Annotated in this window: 25 protein-coding genes and 3 pseudogenes; 11 read left to right on the top strand and 17 right to left on the bottom strand. The window is 72.1% G+C overall.

The window, feature by feature from the left end; all coding sequences use genetic code 11:
• Nucleotides 1-247: 247 nt before the first annotated feature.
• Nucleotides 248-787, top strand: a complete 540-nt coding sequence (locus IE257_RS17680; RefSeq protein ID WP_209468394.1) for a hypothetical protein — start codon at nt 248-250, stop codon at nt 785-787.
• A gap of 64 nt (nt 788-851) precedes the next feature.
• Here IE257_RS17680 and IE257_RS17675 read toward each other — a convergent pair whose 3' ends face one another.
• Both IE257_RS17675 and IE257_RS17670 read right to left on the bottom strand, forming a co-directional pair.
• Nucleotides 852-1,790 (bottom strand): DUF1648 domain-containing protein, encoded by a 939-nt coding sequence (locus tag IE257_RS17675; RefSeq protein ID WP_229920454.1) that lies wholly within the window; start codon nt 1,788-1,790, stop codon nt 852-854.
• 23 nt (nt 1,791-1,813) lie between these two features.
• Nucleotides 1,814-2,161 (bottom strand): GntR family transcriptional regulator, encoded by a 348-nt coding sequence (locus IE257_RS17670; RefSeq protein ID WP_189969677.1) that lies wholly within the window; start codon nt 2,159-2,161, stop codon nt 1,814-1,816.
• A 98-nt stretch (nt 2,162-2,259) separates the two neighbouring features.
• On the opposite strand from IE257_RS17670, the pseudogene IE257_RS17665 reads away from it, so the two are divergent.
• A pseudogene (locus IE257_RS17665) lies at nt 2,260-2,733 on the top strand (DoxX family protein); the annotation flags it as partial.
• A 216-nt stretch (nt 2,734-2,949) separates the two neighbouring features.
• On the opposite strand, the gene IE257_RS17660 reads toward IE257_RS17665, so the two are convergent.
• The 3 genes and pseudogenes from IE257_RS17660 to IE257_RS17655 all read right to left on the bottom strand — a co-directional run bounded on the left by IE257_RS17660 (nt 2,950) and on the right by IE257_RS17655 (nt 5,161).
• Nucleotides 2,950-3,477: a hypothetical protein gene (locus IE257_RS17660; RefSeq protein ID WP_189969673.1), complete on the bottom strand. Its 528-nt coding sequence runs from the start codon at nt 3,475-3,477 to the stop codon at nt 2,950-2,952.
• A 351-nt stretch (nt 3,478-3,828) separates the two neighbouring features.
• Nucleotides 3,829-4,262, bottom strand: a pseudogene (locus IE257_RS38390) (ribonuclease BN); the annotation flags it as partial.
• A 161-nt stretch (nt 4,263-4,423) separates the two neighbouring features.
• On the bottom strand, nt 4,424-5,161 hold the full coding sequence (locus IE257_RS17655) for a VOC family protein (RefSeq protein ID WP_189970156.1): 738 nt from the start codon (nt 5,159-5,161) through the stop codon (nt 4,424-4,426).
• 257 nt (nt 5,162-5,418) lie between these two features.
• Between IE257_RS17655 and IE257_RS17650 the strand changes: the two genes are divergently transcribed.
• From IE257_RS17650 to IE257_RS17640, 4 genes and pseudogenes are all read left to right on the top strand, one after another.
• On the top strand, nt 5,419-5,802 hold the full coding sequence (locus IE257_RS17650; RefSeq protein ID WP_189969671.1) for a PRC-barrel domain-containing protein: 384 nt from the start codon (nt 5,419-5,421) through the stop codon (nt 5,800-5,802).
• A gap of 141 nt (nt 5,803-5,943) precedes the next feature.
• Complete coding sequence (locus tag IE257_RS38385; RefSeq protein ID WP_229920453.1) at nt 5,944-6,099, top strand: DUF6131 family protein; 156 nt, start codon at nt 5,944-5,946, stop codon at nt 6,097-6,099.
• Between the two features lie 73 nt (nt 6,100-6,172).
• Nucleotides 6,173-6,348 (top strand): annotated as a pseudogene (locus IE257_RS17645) (CsbD family protein).
• A 123-nt stretch (nt 6,349-6,471) separates the two neighbouring features.
• Nucleotides 6,472-7,596 carry a glutamate--cysteine ligase gene (locus tag IE257_RS17640; protein WP_189969669.1) on the top strand — a complete coding sequence of 375 codons (1,125 nt, stop codon included), beginning with the start codon at nt 6,472-6,474 and terminating at the stop codon, nt 7,594-7,596.
• A 12-nt stretch (nt 7,597-7,608) separates the two neighbouring features.
• Here the strand turns inward: IE257_RS17640 and IE257_RS17635 are convergent, their stop codons facing one another.
• A complete protein-coding gene (locus IE257_RS17635) occupies nt 7,609-8,100 on the bottom strand; it encodes a DUF6328 family protein (RefSeq protein WP_189969667.1) in 492 nt (163 codons plus the stop codon).
• A 106-nt stretch (nt 8,101-8,206) separates the two neighbouring features.
• Nucleotides 8,207-9,091, bottom strand: a complete 885-nt coding sequence (locus IE257_RS17630; RefSeq protein ID WP_229920452.1) for a YihY/virulence factor BrkB family protein — start codon at nt 9,089-9,091, stop codon at nt 8,207-8,209.
• A gap of 84 nt (nt 9,092-9,175) precedes the next feature.
• On the opposite strand from IE257_RS17630, the gene IE257_RS17625 reads away from it, so the two are divergent.
• Nucleotides 9,176-9,727: a VanZ family protein gene (locus IE257_RS17625; RefSeq protein ID WP_189969663.1), complete on the top strand. Its 552-nt coding sequence runs from the start codon at nt 9,176-9,178 to the stop codon at nt 9,725-9,727.
• A gap of 41 nt (nt 9,728-9,768) precedes the next feature.
• On the opposite strand, the gene IE257_RS17620 is transcribed toward IE257_RS17625, so the two are convergent.
• Both IE257_RS17620 and IE257_RS17615 read right to left on the bottom strand, forming a co-directional pair.
• Nucleotides 9,769-10,593 (bottom strand): DUF1206 domain-containing protein, encoded by an 825-nt coding sequence (locus IE257_RS17620; protein WP_372453080.1) that lies wholly within the window; start codon nt 10,591-10,593, stop codon nt 9,769-9,771.
• Between the two features lie 8 nt (nt 10,594-10,601).
• On the bottom strand, nt 10,602-11,051 hold the full coding sequence (locus tag IE257_RS17615; protein ID WP_030386725.1) for an SRPBCC family protein: 450 nt from the start codon (nt 11,049-11,051) through the stop codon (nt 10,602-10,604).
• A 154-nt stretch (nt 11,052-11,205) separates the two neighbouring features.
• Here IE257_RS17615 and IE257_RS17610 point away from each other — a divergent pair, with 154 nt between their 5' ends.
• Nucleotides 11,206-11,703 (top strand): flavin reductase family protein, encoded by a 498-nt coding sequence (locus IE257_RS17610; protein ID WP_189969659.1) that lies wholly within the window; start codon nt 11,206-11,208, stop codon nt 11,701-11,703.
• Nucleotides 11,704-11,958: 255 nt separating this feature from the next.
• Here the strand turns inward: IE257_RS17610 and IE257_RS17605 are convergent, their stop codons facing one another.
• The 7 genes from IE257_RS17605 to IE257_RS17580 all read right to left on the bottom strand — a co-directional run bounded on the left by IE257_RS17605 (nt 11,959) and on the right by IE257_RS17580 (nt 17,238).
• On the bottom strand, nt 11,959-12,621 hold the full coding sequence (locus IE257_RS17605; RefSeq protein ID WP_189969657.1) for a DUF4230 domain-containing protein: 663 nt from the start codon (nt 12,619-12,621) through the stop codon (nt 11,959-11,961).
• Nucleotides 12,622-12,663: 42 nt separating this feature from the next.
• The gene (locus IE257_RS17600) at nt 12,664-14,031 is read right to left on the bottom strand and encodes an NAD(P)/FAD-dependent oxidoreductase (RefSeq protein WP_189970154.1); all 1,368 of its coding nucleotides are present in this window, start codon (nt 14,029-14,031) and stop codon (nt 12,664-12,666) included.
• Between the two features lie 77 nt (nt 14,032-14,108).
• Complete coding sequence (locus IE257_RS38945) at nt 14,109-14,231, bottom strand: hypothetical protein (protein ID WP_257789512.1); 123 nt, start codon at nt 14,229-14,231, stop codon at nt 14,109-14,111.
• 79 nt (nt 14,232-14,310) lie between these two features.
• Nucleotides 14,311-14,676: an ATP-binding protein gene (locus IE257_RS17595; RefSeq protein WP_229920451.1), complete on the bottom strand. Its 366-nt coding sequence runs from the start codon at nt 14,674-14,676 to the stop codon at nt 14,311-14,313.
• 212 nt (nt 14,677-14,888) lie between these two features.
• Entirely contained in the window at nt 14,889-15,857 is a 969-nt protein-coding gene (locus IE257_RS17590; protein WP_189969653.1) for an anti-sigma factor RsbA family regulatory protein, read from the bottom strand.
• Nucleotides 15,854-16,306, bottom strand: coding sequence for an STAS domain-containing protein (locus IE257_RS17585; protein ID WP_189969651.1), 453 nt, complete (start codon nt 16,304-16,306; stop codon nt 15,854-15,856). Before IE257_RS17585 ends, IE257_RS17590 begins: the two co-directional genes overlap by 4 nt.
• An 8-nt stretch (nt 16,307-16,314) precedes the next feature.
• Nucleotides 16,315-17,238: a SigB/SigF/SigG family RNA polymerase sigma factor gene (locus tag IE257_RS17580; RefSeq protein ID WP_189969649.1), complete on the bottom strand. Its 924-nt coding sequence runs from the start codon at nt 17,236-17,238 to the stop codon at nt 16,315-16,317.
• A gap of 218 nt (nt 17,239-17,456) precedes the next feature.
• On the opposite strand from IE257_RS17580, the gene IE257_RS17575 reads away from it, so the two are divergent.
• The gene (locus IE257_RS17575) at nt 17,457-17,810 is read left to right on the top strand and encodes an STAS domain-containing protein (RefSeq protein WP_189969647.1); all 354 of its coding nucleotides are present in this window, start codon (nt 17,457-17,459) and stop codon (nt 17,808-17,810) included.
• On the opposite strand, the gene IE257_RS17570 is transcribed toward IE257_RS17575, so the two are convergent.
• Nucleotides 17,805-18,281 (bottom strand): ATP-binding protein, encoded by a 477-nt coding sequence (locus IE257_RS17570; RefSeq protein WP_189970152.1) that lies wholly within the window; start codon nt 18,279-18,281, stop codon nt 17,805-17,807. The two genes, IE257_RS17575 and IE257_RS17570, sit on opposite strands and share 6 nt — an antisense overlap.
• A gap of 299 nt (nt 18,282-18,580) precedes the next feature.
• On the opposite strand from IE257_RS17570, the gene IE257_RS17565 reads away from it, so the two are divergent.
• Both IE257_RS17565 and IE257_RS17560 read left to right on the top strand, forming a co-directional pair.
• The gene (locus IE257_RS17565) at nt 18,581-22,609 is read left to right on the top strand and encodes a HAMP domain-containing protein (RefSeq protein WP_189969645.1); all 4,029 of its coding nucleotides are present in this window, start codon (nt 18,581-18,583) and stop codon (nt 22,607-22,609) included.
• Complete coding sequence (locus IE257_RS17560; protein ID WP_189969643.1) at nt 22,606-25,167, top strand: SpoIIE family protein phosphatase; 2,562 nt, start codon at nt 22,606-22,608, stop codon at nt 25,165-25,167. Before IE257_RS17565 ends, IE257_RS17560 begins: the two co-directional genes overlap by 4 nt.
• The last annotated feature ends 8 nt before the right edge of the window (nt 25,168-25,175 follow it).

The following is a 25,175-nucleotide window of genomic DNA, read 5'->3' as shown; positions in this document are numbered from 1 at the left end:
CCGCTCAGCACCCCCAGGAAGGCGTCGGGCGCGCGCTCGATCCCGTCCCACGACGGTCATCCCCGTACGCAGCGTCCCGTCGGCCCCCGGCGCCGGGGCCGGTATTTCCGGCCATTCTCGGTACGGCACTGACATGCTCCTGACACTTCAAGCTCGCTGTGGGACTCTCCCGGCACGCACTCCGCACACTCTGTGAGGCCCAGCGCCTCGCCCACCCCCACCAGTACGTGGCATGGAGGAGCGAACCATGAGGCACATCGCCCAGAGCACCCGCACCACCCGCATCGCACGTCTCGCCGGGATGGCGACGCTGGTCGTCGCCGCGGCCTTCGCCGGCACCGGCGCGGCCCTCGCGCAGGGATCCGGCGCCTCGGCAGTCGACCAGAAGGTCGACGGCGTGATGGTGGTCGCAGGCAACAGCTGCAGCTGGACCAACGCGAGCACCAGCGCCGTTCCCCCGACCGCCCTCACGGTCGACCGCACCACCATCAACACGCCGGGCGGCAATCTGGCCTGCGGAGGCGGCATCGTCGCCTCGCTGAACAACAACCCCGCCTTCACCTTCGACGACGCCGCGGGCACGGCCCGGACCGACCTGATCGACATCACCGGCAGGCAGAGCTTCATCTCCTGCCGCTACAAGGCGACGGGCATCGTGTGGGACCGCGACGCCACGAGCCGCAAGTACATCAACCGGGCGTTCACGGCGGCCAAGGCCTCGGGCAGCTTCCTGTGTCCGGGATCGGTCGCCACTCCGGCCGGCGACGCGTCGATGCTGTTCCACTGAGCCGCCGGCGGCCGGCCGGGCGGGTGGGGCCACCGTCCTCACCCGCCCGGCCGGTTGTCCGGGCTCAGGGCCGCTCGGTGTGCGTGCCGGCCAGGGAGTTCAGCAGGGCGGCGGCCCGTTCCGCGTCGTCCACGCTGACGGCGAAGTCCTTGCCCTTGGCCCGGATCACCAGGCATTCGCCGCTCCGCAGCATCACCGTGGTGCCCAGGCCGCTGAGCCGGTAGCCCCAGCCTCCGACCTGCGTCGGCGTCCGGTGCTCGGCCCGCGCCCACTCGATGTCCGCCGCGTCCCAGTGCCGCACCGGCCACCCGAGGGGCCCGAACGCCACGTCCATACCGCGCTCGGCGACCCGTACGTGGACCGAGGAGCACGCCAGCACGGCCATCGAGACGCACATGAACGGCACGATCAGCAGCCACATCGGCTCCGCCGGATCGCCGAGCCCGACGAGCAGCGCGGCCAGCGCGACGACCCCGGCGACGGCGGCGAGCACGTACAGCCACGGGTTCTCGGTGTAGGCGAGCCACACGCGGCGCTCACCCGCGGGAATGTCCATCCGCGGGCGCTGCCCCGGTGCGGCGGGGGAGGCGGGCCGGCCGCTCGCCAACATGCCCACCGACCCGGCCGCGGCCGCCGCCACGACCGCCGCCACCGCCCCCACGGTGACCGAGTCCGCGTCGCGCCAGTCCGCGTGGTGGAGGTTCGCCCGCACGATCGAGGCCTGCTCCCCGGCGAGCAGCACCCCGCACGAGACCAGCACGGCCCCCCGCCATCGACGCGCCGCGCGCCAGAGCACGGCGGCGGCGGCGAGTACGATCCAGATCGCGGTCGGCACCAGTACGACCGCCCAGAGCGGAAGCGAACCGTCGGGGTCCCCGAAGGCGTTCCAGTGCGTCGCCAGCCGGTCCCCGAACCCCCTGCGCGCCGCCAGCGGCAGCACCACGAGCAGCGCGAGGATCCCGGCTCCCCAAGCCGCCGTCCCCCACGCGGCCCCACGACTCAACCCCGTTAAGCCCCCACGGTCCTTCACTGCGCCTCCTTGATCATCTCTATGAGGTCGGCCTTGCCGTAACCCAGGCGGGCTCCGTCGGCCACCAGTTCCCGCACCCGTTCCAGCAACGCCGACCGGCCGCCCGCTCCACCGGCCACGGTGACCCCGCGGCCGCGCCGGAACTCCAGCAGGCCTTCGTCGCGCAGCGCCCGCAGCCCCCGTAGCACGGTGTTGGCGTTGACACCCAGCGCCTGGGACAACTCCCGCGCCGGCGGCAGCCGGTCACCGGGCCCGCACTCCCCTTCGGCGATGGCACGCCGAATGGCCCCGGCCACCTGCTCGTGCAGGGGGCGGTTGTCCGCGATGTTCAGACTGAGCAACATGATGCCATTGACGCTAGCACCATCTACTTCATATGGCGCTCGCCGCTGCAAAAAAGCCGGCTCCGAACGTCGAACCGGATCGCGGGGCCCCTCGTGTGATGGGCATGAACACGCCTTCCGCCGGCCTCCGCGCGAGAGCCTCCGAGCACGCACTGCTGCCGCTGCGCCTCTTTCTGGGCGTCACGTTCGTCTACGCCGGTCTGGACAAGCTGACCGATCCGGCGTTCCTGTCCGCCACCGGAGACGGCTCGATCGGGCAGCAGATGGAGGCGGTGCGGGACGCCGCAGGGGTGCCGGGGCTGATCGATCTCTCGATGACCAGTCCGGTCGGCATCGGCCTCGCGATAGCCGTCGGGGAACTGGCCGTCGGACTGGGCGCCCTGGCCGGCCTGCTGACCCGGATCGCCGCACTCGGCGGCGCACTGATCTCACTCAGCCTGTGGTTGACCATGAGCTGGTCGACCACCCCGTACTACTTCGGCGCGGACCTGATCTACCTGCTGGCCTGGACCCCGCTGATCCTCGCCGGCGCGCCGACCCTGTCCCTCGATGCGCTGCTCCACCGACGACGCGGCGCGACCGGGCGGGGGCGCGCCGCTTCGGGCCCCGCCTCGGGTCGCGCTGCGGGCCCGGCCTCGACCCCCGGCACGAGTCCGGGCGGAAGCGGCCGACGGGCTCGGGGAAGGGCCCGGGCCCGGGTCGGTCCCTGATCCGCTCCGCGGGCGGCGAACGGCGAAGCCCCCTCACCCGCCCGGCGGGTGAGGGGGCTTCGCGGGATCGGGAACCGATCAGAGGGCGCTCTTCGTCGCGCTGGCGACGACGCACTCCTTGTACTCGCTGCCGTTGCCCTTGCCGGTGTACGGCGTGGTGGCCTCGGCCTGCTGGGACGCACCCGCCTTGACGGTCAGAGCGGTGACCTTGGCCTGGGCGGAGGCCGCGGCCGAGGTGGCGTCCCCGCGGAACTTCATGGTGATGTTGTAGGTCTGGTCCAGCGAACCGCTGTTGGTGACCGTGATTTTGGCGACGAGGTTCTTGCCCGCGTCGTCCAGCTTGCAGGCGTCGATCTTGATGTCGCGCTCGGTCTTGTTGCTGCTGGATCCGCCGGTGACGGACGTGCCACCCGAGCTGCTGGTGCTGCCACTCGTGCTGTCGCTGTCGTGGCTGCCGCCGGTGCTGCCGCCGCCGGAGCTGCTGGAGCCCGAGCCGGAACTGTGGCTGCTGCCACCGCAGCTGGCGCCGTGGGAGCCGCGGGCTCCGGTGAGTGCGAAGATTGCGATACCGAAGACGGCAACCGCGCGGACGTGGCGAAGCTTCACGTGAACCCCGTTGGAATGTCAGTGTACGAGAGGCCCGACTTGATGGGCGCATGTCACTTTAACAGGGGCTGGGCGCCCTTGATCCATCGCCATGGGCGCACCCCGGTCGCTGTCCCGGAAACCGTCCCCGTGGCGTGGGCAGCCATTGCGGAGTAGGGGACATCGGGCGCGGCTGCGTGCGCGTGACGCGGGCGGCCGCTGTTCGCGCCCCCTAATAGGGGGCTGTTCGGCTTGCCGTTGGCTGCTGTGCTGCAGGTGGAGTCGAGGGCCCTGCCCGAAGTCGTATGGGTGATCCGCCCCTTGGCGCCTACCGGCGAACGTCATGCTCCGCGGTGGTTGCAGTCGTACAGACCGGTCTCGTTGTCGGTGCGGCAGTTCGTCGTGGAGCAGCCGGCCGGCGAGCGCACCGCCGAAGACGACGACGCCGACACCGACCAGCCAGGTCTGGATGACGAGCACGGTTCCGAAGGGGCCGTACGTGACGGCGCTGGAGGCGATCAGCGGGGAGAAGACGAGCCGGGAGAAGACCCGCAGTCCGAGCAGGGCGATCGTGGTGGCGACCGCGCCGGGAAGGAGGGCGGTCCAGCCGATCCGGCCGCCGAGCAGGAGCCATTGGGGGACCACCAGAAGAACACCGTGCCGATGGCCACCGCGACGAACCCGCGGGCCGGGGAGTCACGCCACAGCGGTGCGATGGCCGACAGGTACAGGGCGCCGACCAGGGCGCCGAGCCACAGTACGTGTCGCCACCGGGCCCACCAGCGGGCCGGTGGCAGGTCCCAGATCCCCGGTCATCCCGCTGCGGCCGGGGGAGAGGTGACGAGCATGGCCGCTCCAGACGCCGCTCCCACGATAGGACTCCGGTGCCCTCGGAATCCATCTTCGGGAACCCCTGGCCGGCTCGACGCACCCCGTGACCTTCCGTGACCACCCGGTTCGGACCGGGTCAGGCCGAGCCGTCCTGAGGCGCCACCACGGTGAACAGCGCCCCGTCGGGATCGGCGAGCACGACCCACCGGCTCACGGTGGACGTCTGGACGGGCGAGGCGGTCCTGCCGCCCAGCCGGACCGCGGCCTCGACCACCGCCTCCAGGTCGGGCACCCGGAAGTGGACGTGCCACCGCGGACGCACCTCCGGGTCCGGCGCCGCTTCGAGCGCGCCGCCGCTGATGCGCGCCACCGTGTCGCGGCCGTGGCGCAGGACGACGTGGGCGTGCTCGTACGAGACCGCGCAGCAGCCGGGCCGCCCGCCGGCCCAGTCGAGGACCTCCCCGTAGAAGATGGCGGCCGCGAAGGCGTCCCGGGTCCGCAGCTCCAGCCACGCCGGCGCGCTGCCGCGGCCGACCGACCAGTCGGGGACGACCTCTCCCTGCCAGAACCCGAAGACGGCTCCGGCGGGGTCCGCCGCCAGGGCGATGCGGCCGGTGCCGAACGCCACGGGGCCGACCGCCATGGTGGCGCCCCGTTCGTGGATCCGGGCGGCGGTGACGTCGGCGTCCTCGACGGCGAAGTACGGGGTCCACACCGCCGGCGCGCCGCCCGTCCCGCCGAGAGAGCCGATGCCGGCGACGGGGGCACCGTCGCGGAAGGCGACCACGATTCCGCCCCCGAGGTGGGTGGGGCGGAAGTCCCAGCCGAGTGCACCGGCGTAGAACCGCTGGGCGGATACGAGATCCCGGGCCATGAGGCTGACCCAGCACGGGGCACCGAAGATCTCGTGGCTCGATGTCGACACAGCTGTCAGCCTCATCTGCCGTTCACGGGGGACGGGACCCTTCCACCGTAGACCGGGCGGCGGCGCCGAGCTGCGAGGCCGTGCCCGGCGAGTGGCTGGATTCCGGGGGGCCCGGGCGCGGTGTTTGGCCCGTGACAGGGCGGGCACCCGCGTCAACACATACGGAAGGGCCCCACGGGTTCACCCTGCCGGAGGAGGTGTTTCGCGTGAGTGAGCATGTGTGGAGCTACCGGCCGGCATCGGGCCACCTGGCCTGGGCCGACCTCACCGGGTACCGCGTAGAGGCGAGCGACGGCCACATCGGGAAGGTCGACAAGCACTCCTACGAGGCCGGTGACGCCTACCTGGTCGTCGACATCGGTGTGTGGATCTTCGGCAAGGAGGTCCTCCTGCCGGCGAGCGCCGTGGCCCGCATCGACCTGGAGGAAAAGAAGGTCTACGTGAACGCCACGAAGGACCGGATCAAGGACGCCCCGGAGTTCCACCGGGACAAGCACCTGCAGGACCCCGGCTACCGGGACGAACTCGGGACGCACTACGGCCTCGGTGGGCTGCCCTGGGAAGGTCCCTCCGGAAGCCACCGCGCGTGAGACGGTTCCGGCGGGCTTTCTCGCCGCTGAAAAACAAGAGGCGTGGGGCTGATAAAGCTGAATTTCGAGGGTAGACGCCACTCGAAACGCCACGGCGGATCCAACTGTTCCGCCGCATTCCGAAGTGGGAACGAGGGCATCATGATTGTTGTCGGTCTTATTCTCCTGCTCGTCGGATTCTTGACCGGAATCTCCATCCTGTGGACCATCGGGATCATCCTGCTCGTGGTGGGCGCGGTGCTGTGGATCCTGGGCTCGGTCGGACATGCGGTCGGCGGCCGACGCCACTACTGGTAGCCGCTGCGCCTTGCGCCGTGAGAGGCGCATCCAGTTCCCATTTGCATTGACATGCTCCAGGGAGTGATCGGCAGTGTCGAACAAGGAAAAGGGCCGGGCCAAGGCCGAGCAGGCCAAGGGAAAGGCCAAGGAGACCGTCGGTCGCGCGCGGTGGGCAACGAAAGCATGACCGCCGAGGGGCGCGCCGAAAAGGCCAAGGGCGATGCCCGGCAGGCCGAGGAAAAGGTCAAGGACGTCTTCAAGGGCTGACGCGCTCCAGGGTTTGTGCCGAGGTCCCGTGCCCGTGTGGGTGCGGGACCTCGGCATTTGAACGGCGTATCTTCCGTGACGACGGGTGCGGTGTGGCATCGGGGCGCAATGGGCGGCGGCGGAATGCGAAGTGTGGGCGTGGAAGAAGAGCTGCTGCTGGTGGACGCCTCCACGGGTGAGCCGCTGGCCGTGTCGGGTGCGGTCCTGGCCGCGGCCGACCGCTGCGCAGGGGAGTGCTCCAAAGGCCGTCAGGAGCAGGAGCACGTTTTCGAGAAGGAGCTCCAGCGGGAGCAGGTGGAGTTCAATACCAAGCCGGTGACGGAGATGGGGGAGCTCCGGGACGAGATCGTCCGGTGGCGGGCGGAAGCGTCCCGGCACGCCGCGTCCGCCGGCGCACTCGTCGCCGCCCTCGGTACCTCACCCCTGCCCGTACGGCCCTCGCTGAGTGCGGGGAAGCGGTACCGGTGGATCGCCGAGCAGTTCTGCCTGACCGCGCAGGAACAGCTGACGTGCGGCTGCCACGTCCACGTCGCGGTCGAGTCGGACGCGGAGGGTGTGGCCGTCCTGGACCGGATCCGCCCCTGGCTCCCCGTGCTGACCGCGATGAGCGCGAACTCCCCCTTCTGGCAGGGCGCGGACAGCGGGTACGCGAGCTACCGGAGCCGGGTGTGGGACCGGTTGCCCTCGGCCGGGCCCGAGGGCGTCTTCGGCTCCGCCGACCGCTATCACGAGCATGTCCGCGCGATGGTGGACTCCGGCGTGCTGCACGACGAAGGGATGATCTACTTCGACGCCCGCCTGTCGGCCACGTACCCCACGGTGGAGGTCCGGGTCGCGGACGTGTGCCTGGAAGCGGGTACCACAGTGCTGCTGGCCGCAGTCGTGCGCGCCCTGGTCGAAACGGCCGCCAGGGCCTGGCGGGCCGGGGAACCGCCGGCCCGGATCGGCACGGGCCTGCTGCGACTCGCGGCCTGGCGGGCCGGTCGCTCGGGGCTGGACGGACCGCTGCTGCATCCGCGGACGATGCGGGAGACCGCTCCCGCCGACGCCGTACTGGCCCTCTACGAGTACGTCCGCGAGGCGCTCGTCGATCACGGCGACCGGGATCGGGTGAGCGCGGAGATCGCCGTACTCCTGGACCGCGGCAACGGCGCCCGCGCCCAACGCGCCCTGCTGAGCGAGCGCGGCGATCTCGCCGGCGTCGTCCTGGGCTGCGCGGAGCTGACCACGGCCGAGCCCGCCTCCTGAGGCCGCCGCGGCTCAGTCCTCCGCGGTGTAACGGACGCGCGCCCACAGGGGCAGGGCGAACCAGCACAGCAGGTACCAGGCCAGGACCGCAGCGACCAGCCACGGTACGACGGCGTTGTGCGTGGCCACCCGCAGCACGAGGAGGAGGGCGGATGTGCAGGTGGCCAGGAGCAGGAGCAGCCCGATGAAGGTCAGGCGCGACGCCCAGGCGACCGCCTCGGGCTTGAGCCGCCGGCCGGAGACGATGCGGTGGAAGGAGACGGGCCCGATCAGCGCCCCGGTCGCCAGAGCGCCCAGGACCACGGTGACGATGTAGATCACCTTGTCGACCTGGGGCAGCCCCTGGAAGTGCGAGGTGAAGGCGACGGTCAGCAGGAAGCCGAAGAGGATCTGCACGCCCGTCTGCGCGACCCGGATCTCCTGGATGAGCTCCTGCCACTGCCGGTCGGCGCGCTCCTCGACGCTCTCGCTCCGCCCGTCCCGAGCACCCTGGCTCTGGTCCATGAGGCCTCCCTCTGTCCGCTGTGGGGGTTGCGCGTGAGCCCGACCCGGAGATCACCGCCAGGGGTACCCGGTCGGGGGCCTGCGTGAAACGTCCACTCCGCCGACCTCACCGGGCGTCGGCTTCCCGCTCCCGGGCCCGCTCGGCGTTGAACTGCGCCCCGGTGAGCAGGGCCAGATTGGCCAGCCAGAGCCACACCAGGAAGACAACGATGCTGGCCAGCGAGCCGTAGAGCCGGCCGTAGGTGTCCAGCTCCGTGTACAGGGTGAAGAGGCCCGTCGCGGTCAGCCAGAGCAGGGCCGCGAGGACGCCGCCGGGCAGCCCGCGCCGCGTGCCCCGGCTCCGTGCCGGGCCGGTACGGAAGACGATCAGCACCAGCAGGGTCACGACCGCCACCTGCACGGGCCAGCGCAGCAGCGCGACGACGTCCGGGCCGGGCCCGCCGGTGGCGTGCGCGACCCATCGGGCCAGCGGCCCGGACACGACCAGTCCCACGGCGCCGACGAAGAGCAGGACCAGCAGCAGGGCGTTGATCACCAGTGTGTGGGCCGCACGCAGCGGAGGCCGTGTATCGGGCACCCGGTGCATCGTGTGCAGGGCCCGCCGGAACACCGCCAGGTAGCTGCACGCCGACCACAGTGCGCTCAGCACCCCGCTGATCAGCAGGGCCCAGATCGAGGACCGCTCCGCCGAGAGGCTGCCGAGCGCGTCGCTGAGCACCTGCGCCGACTGGGGCGGCGCGTACGAGGTGATCGCGGCGATCAGCCGGTCCCGCGTCGCCTCGCCCAGCAGCCCCACGAGGGAGACCGCGATGACGAGCGCGGGCAGGAGGGCCAGTACGGCGTAGTAGGTGAGGGCGGCCGCGTGGTCGGCGACGTTCTCGGTCCAGACGTGGACGGCCGTACGCCGCAGCTGGGCGCGGGTGCCCGCCGCCGGGGCCGTCGCGGCGGTCGGACCGCCGGTGCGCGGTGCGGTGCGGGGGATGTCGGTCACGCTGAGCGGGTGCCCGAAAGGGCCCGTGAACATGCGCAATTGGAGTCCGGCGTACCGGGCCGTCGGCGGGGTACACGCGCCCGCATGACATGGAGCTACGCGCGGTGGCGCGGTGCGGGGCCGGCAGAACCCAAGGAAGCGCCCGTGGAGGCCGTCCGGCGGCAACGCCGGCCGGCCCACCCGGCCGTCCGGGCGCTGGGCATGCTCGCGGCCTTCGCCGGGACCGTCCTGTTCAGTGTGGTGCTGGCGCGGCTGACGCTGGAGCCGTCCGCCGCCTCGGCGGACCTCGTCCACGCCAATGTCCGGCCCGGCCATTCGATCAGGGCCTACCTGGACGGGACCTCGACGATCGAGGCGGTGCGCCAGCTCGGTGGGAACCTGCTGCTGGGGGTGCCGTTCGGGGTGCTCCTGCCGGTCCTGCTGCCGCCGGCCCGGGGGCTGTTGCGGGTCGCCGTGGTGACGGTCGTCCTGATGACGCTGGTGGAGCTCACCCAGGGCGCGCTCGTCACGGGACGCGTCTTCGACATCGACGACGTCATCCTCAACACGGTCGGAGCGCTCATCGGCTACCTGCTGATCGGCCTCCGCCTGGGGCGGGCCGTACACCCGCGCCGCAGGCACTGGTGGCAGCGCTGAACCCGCGGGCCGGGATCCCGCGGGCCCGCCGGCCGCGGGTCTCAGACCTCGTGCCATCGAGCCATCGCCCAGGAGAACGCCCCGAAGAGCACCAGCCCGACGGCGACCGCGACCAGCAGCCACGGCCCCGCCGGGGTAGCGGTGAACGACCTCAGGGTGTCGTCCATGCCCTTCGCCTGTGCCGGGTCGAAGTGCATGGCGGCGTACACGACGAAGCCACCGGCCGCCGCGAACAGAGCGCCCCGGGCCAGACCGCCGGTCACCCCGAGGAAACCGACGGCCTTGCGCACGGACTCCGAGACCCCGCCCATGGCGAGATGCTTGCGGAAAGTGCGCCGGGCGGCCTGCACCCCGATGACCACGCCCGCGATCGCGATCCCGAGCCCGGCCGCGCCCACCAGCCACTGGCCGGCCGGCAGCTCCAGGGCTCGCGCCGTCGCATCGCGCGACTGCTGGTCCCCGGAGTGCCCGCCGCCGTCCGCCGCGAACGCCAGGACGGAGAAGGCGACGACCGCGTAGAAGACGGTCCGGCCGGCCGCGGCCAGCCGCTTCAGCGGCTTGTCGCCGTCCGGTCCGGCCGCACCGAACACCGCCTCCGACAGGTGCCACAGCATCATCCCCACGAGACCGATGCCCACGGCCCACACGAGGCCGCTGCCGAAGGGCTTGCCCGCGAGCTCCTGGAGGGCGCCCTGACGGTCGGCCTCCTTGCCTCCGGAGTCACCGAAGGCAAGGCGCAGGGCCAGCACCCCGACCAGGACGTACAGCACCCCGCGGGCCAGCAGCCCGCAGCGCGCCGTGACCTCCCGCGCCCGGCCACCGCGGGACGCGGTCCGGACGCCCTTGCGCGCGTGCTCGCCACCGATCACCGGGCTCAGACCTCGCCGCGCCAGGCACCGGTCGCGACGCCGCGCGACTCGATGTACATCTTGAACCGCTTCAGGTCGCCCGCGACCTGGCGCTTGACGAAGCCGAGCTTGTCGGCGGCGCTCTCGGCCAGCCCCTCGGGCACCCAGTTCATGTGCAGCACGACCTTGGTGGTGGTCGCGTCGATCGGTTGAAAGACGACCAGTCCGGCCTGACGCGTCTCCCCGTCGACCGTCATCCACGCGACGCGCCGGTCCGGGAGCTGCTCGGTGATCTGCGCATCGAACTCGCGCTGCACACCGTTCACGTTGGTCACCCAGTGGGTGAGCGTGTCGGTGCGCTGATCGATGCGTTCGACCCCCTCCATGAAGGCGGGGAACTCCTCGAACTGCGTCCACTGGTTGTAGGCCGTGCGTACCGGAACGTTGACCTCGACGTACTCCTCGACGTGCGACATGCGCATCCTTTCGGTACCGTTCGCGGCCCCCGTCCTGCGAGGACCCTTCAGGGCCCGGCTACCCGGCCCCGGGCGCCCCATGCGCCGCGGTTGGGCGCCGGCTGCGGGGGCAGGTGCCCGGCAGGGGCGAAGAGAGCGGCAGGCGGGAGCGGTCATGACACCGACGGACCTCGACCTCGGCGCATTCGCCGAGGTCCTGAACGGCCCCGTGTACGTGGTGACGGTGGAGGCCGGGTGCGAGCGGTCGGGGTGTCTCGTGGGCTTCGCCTCGCAGTGCTCGATCCGGCCGCCGCGCTTCGTGGTGTGGTTGTCCAGGGAGAACCACACGTACCGGGTGGCTCGCGGAGCCACACACCTGGCGGTGCACGTCCTCGATCGCGGCCGGCAGCCGCTGGCCGAGCTGTTCGGCGGCGAGACGGGCGACGAGGTGGACAAGTTCGCCCGGGTGGACTGGCGGCCCGGCGCCGACGGCAGCCCCGTGCTGACCGGGGCCCGCGCATGGTTCGTCGGCCGGATCGAGACGCGCCTCGACGGCGGCGACCACGAGGGCTTCCTCCTGGCGCCGACCGAGGTCTGCGCACCGGCCCGCGGCGAGCCGGCCTCGATGAGGTACACGGACGTCCAGGAGATCGACCCCGGACACCCTGCCTGACCAGCTGTTTTCCTTAGAAACGTGGGGACGCGGGAAACCGCACAGGACCGCGGCCGCACGCGGTGTCCGGGGGGACGGAACACCGGCGTGCGGCCACGGATCTCGGCGAGTCGCCGCCCCGCTCGAAACGGCGACTCGCCGACACCACGCGTATGACCCCCAATCGAGGGCTCAAACAGAAGCGATGAAATTTTTCGGTCGCTCCCTGCCGGGCCCGGCGGCCGGCGGCTTCCGGGCCGTCCCGGACCGCGGCCCTCACCCGTAGCTGACGTTCACCGTGCGGAAGCCGAGGGAGTGCAGCAGCCCCTCCAGCATCGCCGTCGTGTTCTTCTCGGCGCGCTCCGCGAGGCCGCTGTCGCGGGCCGCCTCGTCGATGTGCTGCGCGGCGAGCTTCTGGACGGCCTGCTCACCGGCCGGGTTGTCGGAGAAGAGATCACCGAGCCGGTCCAGCAGGCCGCGCTGCTTCGACACCGCGTACGAACGGTTCGGGTCCAGCGCGGCTGCTCCCAGCACCGGGCGCGGCAGCCGGATCGTGGCCTGTGTGCGGTCCCCGTTCACCATGACGCTCCGCTCGCCCAGCCCGCCCAGGTCCACGTAGCCGCTGACCGAGCCGGCACCCACGTACAACGTGCGGGTTCCGCGGATCGCGTCCGGCAGGAACGCCGCATCCTTCTCCAGGTCCACGACGACCTGGAAGTTGCCGACGGCGGCTTCGTAACGGTGCATGTCCTGCAACGACTTGAGCAGCGCCGGACCCGAGCGGTCATGCGTCTTCCCGCCGAACAGTGCGCCGAGTCCCGGAATCGGGCTGAAGCGCCCGACGAGCACGATGAGCACCACGACCACCACCACGCCCACGGCGATCCTCGCCCACCACGGGCGCCGTGCGGCGCCCGGCCGATCCGAAGAGGTTTCCATGCTCCGCGGATACCCCGTGGACGCCGCTCCAGCACCCGGTTCCTAGGTGAGGCCCGTGCGCAGCGGGGCCGTGTGCGCCCGGACCTGTTCGGGCGTCAGGTACGCGTCCGTGTGCTCGAACTCCCGCAGCGTCGGCGGTCGCCACGCCTGGAAGCCCGTCCGCACGAAGTCGTCGCCCGCGACCGCGTTGAGCAGCCAGTTCGTCGCCACCCTCGTCCTCGCCACATTGGTGCGCAGCGCCGCCCAGTGGTATCCCCGGGCCACCGCCTGCGCGGGCAGGCCGCGCAGCTCGATGCCGAGCGGCCTGGAGACGCCGTCGCGTCCGCCCAGGTCCACCACGAGCCCGAGATCCTTGTGTCGATAGGGCCGAAGCGCCTGGTGCCGCAGGGTCGCGATGAGGTTGTCGGCGGCCGTGCGCCCCTGCCGCTGCGCATGCTGGGCGGTGGGCGGGCAGACCGCCCCGTCCGCACCCGCGGCGAGGTCGGGCACCGCGGCCGCGTCGCCGAGCGCGAGGACTCCCGGGAGGCCCGGCACCGTCAGGTCGGGGGCGACCACGAGCCGCCCGCGATCGGTGTCGGCCTCCAGCGTGGCGATGAGCGGACTGGCGGCCACTCCGGCGGTCCAGATCAGGGTGCGGCTGCGCAGGACGCGGCCGTCGGTGAGGGTGACCTCGTCCGGCCCGGCCTTCGCGACGGACACGCCGAGCGAGACCTCGATGCCCCGCCGCCCCAGCACCTCCAGGGCGGACCTGCCCAGCGCCTCGCCGAGTTCGGGCATCAAGGTGGGGGCGATGTCCACGAGGTGCCAGCGGATCTGCCGCGGGTCCAGCCGCGGGTAGCGCCGCACCGCGTGGTGGGTGAGCCGTTGAAGGCAGGCCGCCGTCTCGGTGCCGGCGTAGCCGCCGCCCACGACGACGAAGCAGAGCCGCGCCGCCCGCTCCGCCTCGTCCTCGCAGGCGTCCGCGAGATCGAGCTGCGCGATGACGTGATCGCGCAGGTGCGCGGCCTCGGCGAGGGTCTTCATGCCGCGGGCGTGCTCGGCAAGACCCGGGATGTCGAAGGAACGGGTGACGCTGCCCGGGGCCAGCACCAGATGGTCGTAGGCCCGGGGGGTCAGCTCGCCCGAGATCTTCCGTACGACGCACACCTTCGCCCGGGTGTCCACGCCGACGACGCCGCCGGGCACGATGTGGGTCCGGTGCCGGCGGCTGCGGCGCAGTGACACGGCGATGGACTGCGGAGTCAGCACCCCTGCGGCCACCTGCGGAAGCAGCGGCAGGTAGAGCTGGAAGGAGGACGGGGTGACGAGGGTGATCTCCGCCTCGGTGGGGGAGAGCCGCCGCTCCAGGCGGCGTACGCACTCCACACCGGCGAATCCCGCACCCACCACGAGAATCCTCGGACGTGCCACAGCTGTCATGGTGTTGCTCCCTTCCCGGGCCTGCCGAGTCCACGGACTCCTGCGCTTGTGCCCCGGTGTGCGGATGCCTACCGGTGCCGGGCCAGGCTGCTGACGAGGACGAGCAGGGCGAACGCGATCACGATCAGGTGGAGCCAGGCGGGGCCGGGGGCCGGGGTCAGGGCCAGGGAGGTGAGCGCATGAGATGTCATACCGCGCGCCTGCCCCCGTACCGCGGGATGAAGCTCCCGTACGCGGCCACGGGCGCGTACGGGGGACGGAGCGGCCGGGTCACCGGCTCGTGGGCCTGCCCGAGGTCAGCCGGGACGCGTCGATCTCGGCCCAGACGGCCTTGCCGTTCTCGTGGGTGCGGGTGCCCCAGCGATCGGAGAGACGCTCCACGATGTAGAGGCCGTGGCCGCCGGGGAGGCCCCGCTGCGGCGACGGGTGGCGGCGCGGCAGGGTCGTCGTGCCGTCGAAGACCTCGATCCGCAGGTCCTCGCCGGCCGAGACCACGAGCTCGACGCAACCACCCGCGTGCAGTGCCGCGTTGGTGAGCAGCTCGGACACGAGGAGCAGGACGTCCTCGGACGTCTCGGTCCCGTCCCAGCCCCAGTCCACCAGTGCCTGGCGCGTGAAGTCACGGCCCTTGGCCACGTGGCCGCGTACGCCCGAAAGGGCCAGGCGGCGGCGCTGCCGTGCTATGGAAGGCCCTGCAGGCCGCCGATCGCCGGTTTCCGGCCCGATCGTTTCCACTGTGGTCTCTCACCCCCACCGTTGACGCCGGCCGCGTTCGCGGGACCGGTCCGGGCCCCGTGGGGCCGAGGACACCGAGCGTGTCCGTGACAGTCTAGGGGACCGCCGGTCCCTCAGGACGTGGCCATGTGCAGTCTCAGGGTGAGGCCGCTGTCCGAGGCGCGGATCTCGACCAGGTCGCACAGCTGGTGGATCATCCACAGGCCGCGGCCGCCGTTGACGGAGGCCAGGGCGGGACGGCGGCGTCCCGCCAGCGGGTCCGTCAGCCGGCCCGCGTCGCGGATCTCCGCCACGACCCCTGCACCCCTGCCCGGGCCCGAGTCGACCGTGCTCCACAGCCGCAGTGAGCCGCGCCCGCCCCCGTGGGCGAGGGAGTTGGCGGCGGCCTCGCTGACCGCGAGGACGAGGTCGCCGCGCCGCGCCGCGCTCAGGGCGGTGCCGCGGGCCCAGGCCTCGGCGTACGCGCGCACCTCACCCAGCTCCCCGTGGGCGTACGCGAACGAGGGCGCACCGCCGTGGGGCTCGGGCAGGGGACGGTCGCAGTCGGCGCCGACCACGGCCGCGTCGACGTGGTCCGGGCTGACCCGGACCCTGCCCTCCTCCATCACCACCGGATGGGTGCGCCGGGCGTCGTTCACCACCGCGGCGGGCACGCCGAGGACGTCGTACGGGCACAGGACGCTCGCCGGCCGCCCCGCGAAGGCGGTGTTGATGAGGGCCTCGTGCCGCGTGGCCTCCAGGACCTCGGCCTGCGACCGGCCGGGCCAGATCGGCTCGCCGACGATCCGGGCGGGCCGGTCCTCGTGCCGGTCGGCGAACTCCTGCAGGGTCGCCAGGATGCGGCCCGGATTGCGGCCCGACTGCGTCATGTCCGTCCAGGTGACCTTGGCCGCGTCGCCGCCGAGGCTCTCGCGCAGCGCCTCCAGTCGCGGACCGGGCACGGCCACGAGTACCGGCTCGTCGGCCGTCAGGGCGGCCCGTACGAACCCTCCGACGCCCGCCAGGTAATCGGCCGGGCCCCGGTAGAAGAGGGCAGGGTGGACGAAGGCCCCGGGGGCGTCGGCCGCAGGATGGTTGATCATGCTGCGACCTCCAGCGCGGCACATTCGTCCGGGAACATCTCCACTACCTTGCGGAGCGAGTATGGCGGGTGGTGGAGCAGCAGGCGACGCCCCTGACCGGCAACCGTGGCGTTCGCCTGCACCAGCGCCGCGACGGCGGCCGCGTCGAGGAAGCCCACGGCGGAGAGGTCGAGGTGGACGACCGGGCCGGGGATCCGGGTGACGACGCCGAGCGCCGCGCTCAGGATCGGCCGGGTGTCGAGGTCGCAACTGCCGCTGAGCCGGGCACCGGGACGGTCGCGCAGCGGCCGGGCGGTCAGCGACGGCGCCGTGCCCGTACGCCCGCCCGTGCCGTCGGCCGTGCACCGTACGACGGCGTCCGCCCACGCCGCATCGGCGTCGTAGGGCTGCTGCACGCCGGCGGGCGGGACGGATCCGTCGTCCCGGTGCGGTGAGGGCGGTGAGGGCATGGCGCTGCCTACACCGTGAGCATTCCGGCGCGCAGCCGGGCCAGGGTCCGCGACAGCAGACGCGAGACCTGCATCTGCGAGATGCCCAGCTCGGTACCGATCTCCGCCTGGGTCTTCTCATCGCCGAAGCGCATCCGCAGGATCAGCCGGTCGCGTTCGTCCAGCTGCTCCAGCAGGGGGGCGAGGGTGTGGAAATCCTCGAAGAGTTCCATGGCGGGGTCGACGTCGCCGAGCCGGTCCGCCAGCGGGCGCATCGTCCGGTTCGTCGTCGACGGCTCGTCGCTGTCGGCGCCGGTGTCCAAGGAGCCGCTCGTGTACCCGTTGGCGGCGACGAGCCCGTCGATGACCTGCTCCTCGGTCAGCTCGAGGTGCTCGGCGACCTCCTTGACCGTCGGGGCCCGGCCCAGGACGTCGGTCAGCGACTCCTGGGCCTTGGCCAGCTCCGTACGCAGCTCCTGGAGCCGGCGCGGCACGTGCACGGCCCAGGTCGTGTCACGGAAATAGCGCTTTATCTCACCGATGATGTAAGGGAGGGCGAGGGTGGAGAACTCGACCCCGCGCTCGGTGTCGTAGCGGTCGATGGCCTTGATGAGACCGATGGTCCCCACCTGGATCACGTCGTCCATGTCCAGGCCCCCGCCGAGCACGCGGGCGCGGAAGCGCCGCGCGGCGAACTGCACGAGGGAGAGGTTCATTTCGATCAGGGTGTTGCGGGCGTACTGGTACTCGCGCGTGCCCTCTTCCAGGACGCGGAGCCGCTCGAAGAAGTGCTTCGAGAGCTCACGCGCGTCGGCGGGTGCCATCTCCCGCGCGTTCTGCACCTCGGGCAGTGGCCCGTCCAGCGGCAGTGCTCCCACGGCGGCGGGCGCAGTGGGTGTGACCTGCGCGTCGGTTGCACGAATGAGGCTGACGGCGGTGGCCGAACGAGACATGTGGCCGTTCCCTCCCGATTGACTGACGGCTGCTCGGACGCTTGTGCCCCGACTTCGCGTTCCTACTCGCCCTGCGTGGGAACTTTCTTGTCCGGGCCCTCCGGGAGGCGGTGCCGGGCTCCCGGAGTGCATGCCAAGGCCGCGGCGTCCGCGCCCGGCTGACGAACAGGCATACTCCCTTCCGGAGGCCGTACAGGTGACGATCCGGGGAGGCGGACATGACGACCGGAGCAGGGGACGCGTACCACCACGAAGGCGTCGTCGGGGACGGCTACCCCGCGGGGGCCGGGTGGGTGGTGACCGCGCACGGGGAGCTGGACCAGGACACGCTGGAGCCGTTGGAGACGGCGCTGACCTCCGCCGCGGACCGGCACCGGCTGGTCGTGCTGGACGCCGGCCCCATCACCTTCGGCGACTCGTCGTTCCTGAACCTGCTGCTGCGGCTGCACCACCTCACCACCCTGAGGATCGCGGCCCCCGGCGAGCAACTCCGCCGGCTCTTCGCCCTGACGGGCGCCGATACGGTCCTCTCCCTGCACCCGAGCGTCGAGGACGCCGTCGGCGGCTCATGACCGCCGGGCACCACCCGGACCGGTCGTCGGCGGGCCCCGCCGAGGGCCGGTGTGGGGGTCGGACGCCCCCGGTGGCCGGAAGCAGGCCGTGATCGCCTTGCCGCCGTGGCACGCGTGGACGTCCCACGAGTCGGCGAGGACGCTGACGATGCCCAGCCCCCGGCCGGAGGTGGCGCCCGTGTCGCCATCGGCATCTGCCGTGCGCGGACTGGGCAGATGCGGGTCGGAGTCGGCGACGCTCACGTGGAGGCAACTGCCGTCCCACGTCAGCACGAGGTGGGCGGGGCCGACCGCGTGCAGATGGGCATTCGTGACGAGTTCGGAGACGCTGAGGAGTACGGAATGCACCGTGTCCGGGGCCGCGCCGCCCCAAGGCAGCGAGGCGAGGTGCCCGGCGGTCCACTGCCGCGCCGCCCGGACCCCTCTCGATATCGGAAACGTGCGGGCCCAGCCCACGGCCTTGACCGCCAATGTCCTCACCCCACTTCGGCTCTGCCGTCCGTGTCGTTCGTGGTGTTCGTGGTGTTCGTCACGGTTCGCCTACCCGCTGCCCGCCCGTGCATCCGCCGGTTCCGCGACGGTGTGCGTACGCACGGCTTCCGATTGACCGGGGATCAGGTGATCGGACCTGCCCGGGTCGGCGATAGCCTTCTCCACTGGTTGTACGGCGAAAGACGGATCCCCCGGCCGGTCCGGGGGATCCGGTGCGTCCCCCTGCCGTGTCCTGTCCCGTGCGCCGGCACGGTCGTTGTCTAGAGTGAGGTTGGCAGATGGCTGAGCGGTCGGGTTCCGAGGCACTGGGCAGCACACCCGCGCTTCCCGGCGAGGACAGGATCGGCGAATCGGAACTGCGCCAGCTCCTGGCCGGCCTGACGGCCGTGCGGGACGGGGACTTCCGCACCCGGCTGCCCGACACGGCGGACGGCCTGCTCGGCGAGATCGCCACGGTCTTCAACGGGATGGCCGACCAGCTGTCGCTGTTCACGTCCGAGGTGACGCGGGTGGCCCGCGAGGTGGGCACCGAGGGAACGCTCGGCGGGCAGGCGGACGTACCGGGAGTCGGCGGCGCCTGGCTGGACCTCACGGATTCGGTCAATTTCATGGCCGGAAACCTCACGGCCCAGGTGCGTTCCATCGCCCAGGTCGCGACGGCCGTGGCCAAGGGCGATCTCTCGCAGAAGATCAACGTGACCGCGCGCGGAGAGATCCTGGAGCTGAAGGAGACCATCAACACGATGGTCGACCAGCTCTCCGCCTTCGCCGGGGAGGTGACGCGGGTGGCCCGGGAGGTCGGCACCGAGGGCCGGCTCGGCGGCCAGGCGGACGTCAAGGGCGTCTCCGGCACCTGGAAGGACCTGACGGAGTCGGTCAACGTCATGGCCGACAACCTGACCGCCCAGGTGCGGTCGATCGCGGAGGTCACCACCGCGGTGGCCCAGGGCGATCTGACGCAGAAGATCCGGGTGGACGCCCGCGGGGAGATCCTGGAGCTGAAGGAGACCATCAACACGATGGTCGACCAGCTCTCCGCCTTCGCCGACGAGGTGACGCGGGTGGCCCGCGAGGTCGGCACCGAGGGCAACCTGGGCGGCCAGGCCACCGTCCGAGGGGTCTCCGGCACCTGGAAGGACCTCACCGACAACGTCAACGTCATGGCCTCCAACCTGACCGGCCAGGTGCGCTCCATCGCCCAGGTCGCCACCGCCGTCGCCCGGGGCGACCTCTCGCAGAAGATCATGGTGGAGGCGAAGGGCGAGGTCGCCGCGCTGGCCGGCGTGATCAACACGATGGTCGACACGCTGTCCGCGTTCGCCGACGAGGTGACGCGGGTGGCCCGGGAGGTCGGCACCGAGGGCCGGCTCGGCGGCCAGGCCCAGGTACCCAACGTCGCGGGAACCTGGAAGGACCTCACCGACAACGTCAACTCCATGGCGAACAATCTCACCGGCCAGGTCCGCAACATCGCCCTCGTCACGACGGCCGTCGCCAACGGCGACCTGTCCAAGAAGATCGACGTGGACGCCCGCGGGGAGATCCTGGAACTCAAGACCACCATCAACACGATGGTCGACCAGCTCTCCGCCTTCGCCGCCGAAGTCACCCGGGTCGCCCGCGAGGTCGGCAGCGAGGGCCGGCTCGGCGGCCAGGCCGAGGTCGAGGGCGTCTCCGGCACGTGGAAGCGCCTGACCGAGAACGTCAACGAGCTGGCCGGCAACCTGACCCGTCAGGTACGGGCCATCGCCGAGGTCGCCAGCGCGGTCGCCGAGGGCGACCTGACCCGTTCGATCACCGTCGACGCCTCGGGCGAGGTCGCCGAACTCAAGGACAACATCAACTCCATGGTCGGCTCGCTGCGCGAGAGCACCCGGGCCAACCAGGAGCAGGACTGGCTCAAGTCAAACCTGGCGCGCATCTCGGGCCTGATGCAGGGCCACCGGGATCTCGCGGTCGTCGCCGAGCTCGTCATGGACGAACTGACCCCGCTGGTCGCGGCCCAGTACGGCGCCTTCTACCTCGCCGAGGACGGCCCCCAGGGCACCGTCCTCACCCTGGTCGGCTCCTACGGCCGCCCCGCGGGCACCGCCCTGGGCGTCGGCTTCGCCCTCGGCGAGTCCCTGGTCGGGCAGGCCGCGCGCAGCCACCGGATCATCGCCACCGACCGGGTCCCCGGCGACTACGTGATCTCCTCGGGCCTGGGCCACACCACCCCGGGCAGCCTGATCATCCTGCCGATCGTGGTGGAGGACCAGGTCCTCGGCGTGATCGAGCTCGCCTCCTTCTCCGCCTTCACCCCCGTGCACCGGGACTTCCTCGGCCAGTTGATGGAGACCATCGGCGTCAACGTCAACACCATCGTCGCCAACGCCCGCACCGACGAACTCCTGGAGGAGTCCCAGAGGCTGACCGGGGAACTCCAGGCCCGCTCGGAGGAACTCCAGGTCCAGCAGGTGGAACTGCAGCGCTCCAATGCTGAACTGGAGGAGAAGGCGGCCCTCCTCGCCAGCCAGAACAGCGACATCGAGGCCAAGAACCTGGAGATCGAACAGGCCCGGCAGGAACTGGAGGACCGCGCCCAGCAGTTGTCGCGGGCCTCCACCTACAAGTCCGAGTTCCTGGCCAACATGAGCCACGAGCTGCGGACCCCGCTCAACAGCCTGCTCATCCTCGCCCAGCTGCTGGCCCAGAACCCGACCCGCAACCTCTCCCCGAAGCAGGTCGAGTACGCGGGCATCATCCACTCGGCGGGCTCGGACCTGCTGCAGCTGATCAACGACATCCTCGACCTCTCGAAGGTCGAGGCGGGCAAGATGGACGTCAACCCCGAGCGGGTGCACCTGCCGCAGCTCCTGGAGTACGTCGACGCCACCTTCCGCCCGCTGACCACCCAGAAGAGCCTCGACTTCACCGTCACCACCGCCCCGGACGCCCCGGCCGACCTGCTCACCGACGACGCGCGGCTGCGCCAGATCCTGCGCAACCTGCTGTCCAACGCGGTCAAGTTCACCGAGCGCGGCGGCGTGGAGCTGCGGGTCGAACCCGCCACGGCCCCCGAGGTGCCCGCCGGACTCCCCGGCCGCGCGCCCATGCTGGCCTTCCGGGTACGGGACACCGGCATCGGCATCCCCGAGCAGCAGCTGGAGTCCGTCTTCGGCGCCTTCCAGCAGGCCGACGGGACCACCAGCCGCAAGTACGGCGGCACCGGGCTCGGACTCTCCATCAGCCGGGAGATCGCCCAGCTCCTCGGCGGCGCCGTCACCGCGGAGAGCACTCCGGGCCAGGGCAGCACCTTCACCCTCTACCTGCCGGTCAGCCGGGCGGACTACGAGGAGGAACCCCTCGCCGACGCCCCCGCGGCGACCCGGCACGCCGCCGCGGGCCGCGCTCCCGCACCGGCGGGCGGCCAGGGCCCGGCCGTCCTCGTTCCGCCGCAGCGGCAGGCCCGCCGCCTCCTGGTGATCGAGGAACGCCCCAACGGGCTGCTCTCCCTCGTCGCCGAGAGCGCCGACCGGGACTTCGCCCCCGGCCACCAGCCGCCCGGGGACCACCGCGAGGGCATCCAGGTGGTCAACGCCACGAGCTCGCGGGAAGCCGCCGCCGCCCTGGCGTCGGACTCCTTCCACTGCGTCGTCCTCGAACTCGACATGCCCGACGGCGAGGCCCTGCGCTTCCTCGACGCGCTCGACGGGGATCCGGCGCTCGCCTCCCTCCCGGTCCTCGCGCACAACAACCCCCGCCTGAAGAACGGGCAGGAGCGGGCGCTGCGGGAACGGGCCGCGTCGCGCCGGCTGGAACTGCTGTCGAGCCTGGACGAGCTCCGCGAACGCATCGTGCTGCACCTGTCCGCCGACCGGCCGGGGGACGTACTGCCCCTCGTCCACGAGGAGAGTGAGCGCCGGCAGACCGCCCCGGTGCTCGACGACGACCTGGCCGGACGCACCGTGCTGGTCGTCGACGACGACGCGCGCAACCTGTACGCCCTCAGCGGCGTGCTGGAACTGCACGGGGTCCGTGTCCTGCACGCCGAGGACGGCCGCAAGGGCATCGAGACCCTCACCCGCAACGACGGCGTCGACCTGATCCTGATGGACGTGATGATGCCGGAACTGGACGGCTATGCGGCGACCGCCGAGATCCGGCGGATGCCGGCCTACTCGGGGCTGCCCATCATCGCGGTCACCGCGAAGGCCATGCCGGGGGACCGGGAGAAGAGCCTCGCCGCAGGAGCCAGCGACTACGTCACCAAGCCCGTCGACGCCGACGACCTCATCGCCCGCGTCCGGCACTGGCTCACCGGATGACCGCCGCCCCGTATCCGCCGTCCGTACCGTCCGTCCCATCCGTTCCGTCCGACCAGGGCGTGCCCCCGACGGCCCGTCCCGCAGGGCCGAGACCGCCCCGACAAGGAGCCGGCAGCACGGTGAGTACCCCCGACGCACAGCAGCACGACGATGCGCGGCTGCCGGGAGCGGTGGCCGCGGAGCCCCGCAACGCCATCCCGAACCAGGCCCCCACACCCCTGGGGCGCCTGGTCGCCACTGTCGAACGCCTGCGCCGCGAGGTGCGGGAGGCACACGCCGCCGCGGACGGCAGGGCCCTGGTCGAACTGGCCAAGGGCATCCTGATCGGACAGCTGAACTGCACCCCCGCGGCGGCGGCCCGCCAGCTCGACGAGTTGTCGCGCGAAACCGGGCTCGCCCCGCTCGAACTTGCCGCCGACATCGTCAACCAGGCCTCGCGCGACCACGTCAGCGAGGTCGCCGCAGAGTTCGTCGAGCGCACCGCCGCACCGGCACCGGCCGAACCCGCCGAACCGGCCGAGCGGTCCACCACACTCGCGGTACGACTGCGCACCGCCGAGAGCGGGGTGCTGGCCGCCGCCGACGACACCCAGGCGGTGGCCGAGTCCCTCCTGACGAACGCCCTGGGCCCCCTGGGGGCGGTCGCCGTTGCCGTGTGGAGCGCGTCCCCCGACGGCTCGCTGGCCCTGGCCGGACACGCCGGGTTCGGGCCCGGCGAAGCCGCGCGCTGGCGGCACGTACCCCCCGGCGTCTCCACCGTCGCCCGCCGCGCCCTGCGGGAGCGCCGCCTGGTCGCGCTCGCCCGGCTGAACCGCGTCGGGCTTCCCTCGATCGGCCACCTCCAGTGGCCCGACGGCGGACGGATGGCCGTACCCGCCGGGACCGGCGGACGCATCCACGGAGTCCTGGAGATCTGCTGGCCCCAGCCCCTTGCCCCGCAACCCCCGCAGATCGAGCGCCAGGTGGAGGCCCTCGCCGAACTGTGCGCCCGCACCATGGACGCCGCAGCCCCGGGCGACCCCGGCTCCCTCGAAGCCGTGCTCCCGGACGTCGCGGAGCTCGTCGACCTCGCCGAGGGCCTGCACGACCCCGCCGTGGTCCTCACCCCGGTCCTCGATCCCGAGGGCCGGCTGACCGACTTCCGCATCCGCCACGCCAGCAGCAGGTTCGTCGATCCCGCCGGGCGCCAGCGCAGCGACGTCAACGGCGCGCTGCTGCTGGAGGCCTACCCGATGGCCGCCGGCGAGCGAGGACTGTTCGACATCGTCGAGCGGGTCCACGCGACGGGCGAGCCCTTCCGCGCCCGCCGCATGAGCCTGACCGCGCTCGTCGACCAGATCCCCCTCACCTCGGTCGCGGACATCAGCGTCAGCCGGCACGGCGCGGCCGTCCTGCTGATCTGGCGCGTCGAGGACGAGACGGCGCGCCTCGCCGATCTCCTCCAGCACGCCCAGCGCCTGGGCCGGATCGGCGGCTTCGAGGAGAACCTCGTCACCGGGGAGACCACCTGGAACGCGCAGCTGTACGCGCTCCACGGCCTGCCGACCACGGCTCAGCCCGTACGGCTGCGGGAACTCCCCGGCTACGCCCACCCCGACGACTCCGCCGCCCTCGGCCGCTTCCTGCGCGCCGTGCTGCGCTACCGCCGTCCGGCCTCCGTCAACCTGCGCCTGCGCAGGTCCGACGGGATCACCCGGCACATCCGCGTCGTCGCCGAGCCCGTCCTCGACGCCGACCAGCGACTGCACGCCGTCCGCGGCGCCTACCAGGACATCTCCGCGCAGCACTGGACCGAGGTCGCCCTGGCCGCGACCCGCGACCAACTGGCCCACAGCGAGGCCGAGTCCGCCGAACGCAACCGCCTCGCCCTGCAACTCCAGCACGCCATCATGCCCCCGACCCCGCCGGCCATCACGGCCCCCGGCCTGCGCGTCGCCGTCCGCTACCGGCCCGCGGAGACCGAGTCGCTCGTCGGCGGCGACTGGTACGACACCGTGGTCCTGCCCTCCGGTCTGATCATGCTGTCCGTGGGCGATGTCGCCGGCCACGGCATCGAGGCCGCCACCGGCATGGTCGTCCTCCGCAACGCCCTGCGCGGCCTCGCCGTGACCGGAGCGGGCCCCGCCCAACTGCTGTCCTGGCTCAACACGGTCACCCACCACCTCGCCAAGCACGTGACGGCCACCGCGGTCTGCGGGATCTTCGACCCCAGCACCCGGGTGATGCGATGGGCGCGCGCCGGGCACCTGCCGCCCGTACTCGTCCGCGGCGGCGAGGCCGAGGCCTTCCCACTGATCGAGGGCCTGCTGCTCGGCGCGCTGCCCGAGGTGACGTACGCCGAACGGGAGGTGCACCTCGAGCCGGAGGACACCGTACTGATGTTCACGGACGGGCTGGTGGAGCGGCGGGACTCCTCGGTGCAGGACTCCCTCGGCCACCTCGTGCACACGGCGGCCGCATGCGCGGGGGACCTGGACCGGCAGCTGGACCGGCTCCTCGCCGAGAGCCGCTCCGACACGGACGACGACACCTGCGTCATCGGAATCCAGGTGGGCTGACCAGGCGG

Origin of the sequence: Streptomyces avidinii, assembly GCF_014650695.1 — a bacterium.
GTDB classification, from domain to species: domain Bacteria; phylum Actinomycetota; class Actinomycetes; order Streptomycetales; family Streptomycetaceae; genus Streptomyces; species Streptomyces avidinii.
This window is presented reverse-complemented; position numbering and strand designations above follow the sequence as displayed.

Bases quoted from the DNA above. Each gene is read 5' to 3' on its own strand.
- IE257_RS17680 (WP_209468394.1), top strand. From the start codon at position 248: ATGAGGCACATCGCCCAGAGCACCCGCACCACCCGCATCGCACGTCTC.
- IE257_RS17640 (WP_189969669.1), top strand. From the start codon at position 6,472: ATGCGAAGTGTGGGCGTGGAAGAAGAGCTGCTGCTGGTGGACGCCTCC.
- IE257_RS17575 (WP_189969647.1), top strand. From the start codon at position 17,457: ATGACGACCGGAGCAGGGGACGCGTACCACCACGAAGGCGTCGTCGGG.
- IE257_RS17605 (WP_189969657.1), bottom strand. From the start codon at position 12,621: ATGGAAACCTCTTCGGATCGGCCGGGCGCCGCACGGCGCCCGTGGTGG.
- IE257_RS17565 (WP_189969645.1), top strand. From the start codon at position 18,581: ATGGCTGAGCGGTCGGGTTCCGAGGCACTGGGCAGCACACCCGCGCTT.
- IE257_RS17625 (WP_189969663.1), top strand. From the start codon at position 9,176: ATGACATGGAGCTACGCGCGGTGGCGCGGTGCGGGGCCGGCAGAACCC.
- IE257_RS17655 (WP_189970156.1), bottom strand. From the start codon at position 5,161: ATGGCCCGGGATCTCGTATCCGCCCAGCGGTTCTACGCCGGTGCACTC.
- IE257_RS17615 (WP_030386725.1), bottom strand. From the start codon at position 11,051: ATGTCGCACGTCGAGGAGTACGTCGAGGTCAACGTTCCGGTACGCACG.
- IE257_RS17585 (WP_189969651.1), bottom strand. From the start codon at position 16,306: ATGCCCTCACCGCCCTCACCGCACCGGGACGACGGATCCGTCCCGCCC.
- IE257_RS17635 (WP_189969667.1), bottom strand. From the start codon at position 8,100: ATGGACCAGAGCCAGGGTGCTCGGGACGGGCGGAGCGAGAGCGTCGAG.
- IE257_RS38945 (WP_257789512.1), bottom strand. From the start codon at position 14,231: ATGACATCTCATGCGCTCACCTCCCTGGCCCTGACCCCGGCCCCCGGC.
- IE257_RS17560 (WP_189969643.1), top strand. From the start codon at position 22,606: ATGACCGCCGCCCCGTATCCGCCGTCCGTACCGTCCGTCCCATCCGTT.
- IE257_RS17670 (WP_189969677.1), bottom strand. From the start codon at position 2,161: ATGTTGCTCAGTCTGAACATCGCGGACAACCGCCCCCTGCACGAGCAG.
- IE257_RS17590 (WP_189969653.1), bottom strand. From the start codon at position 15,857: ATGATCAACCATCCTGCGGCCGACGCCCCCGGGGCCTTCGTCCACCCT.
- IE257_RS17580 (WP_189969649.1), bottom strand. From the start codon at position 17,238: ATGTCTCGTTCGGCCACCGCCGTCAGCCTCATTCGTGCAACCGACGCG.
- IE257_RS17610 (WP_189969659.1), top strand. From the start codon at position 11,206: ATGACACCGACGGACCTCGACCTCGGCGCATTCGCCGAGGTCCTGAAC.
- IE257_RS38385 (WP_229920453.1), top strand. From the start codon at position 5,944: ATGATTGTTGTCGGTCTTATTCTCCTGCTCGTCGGATTCTTGACCGGA.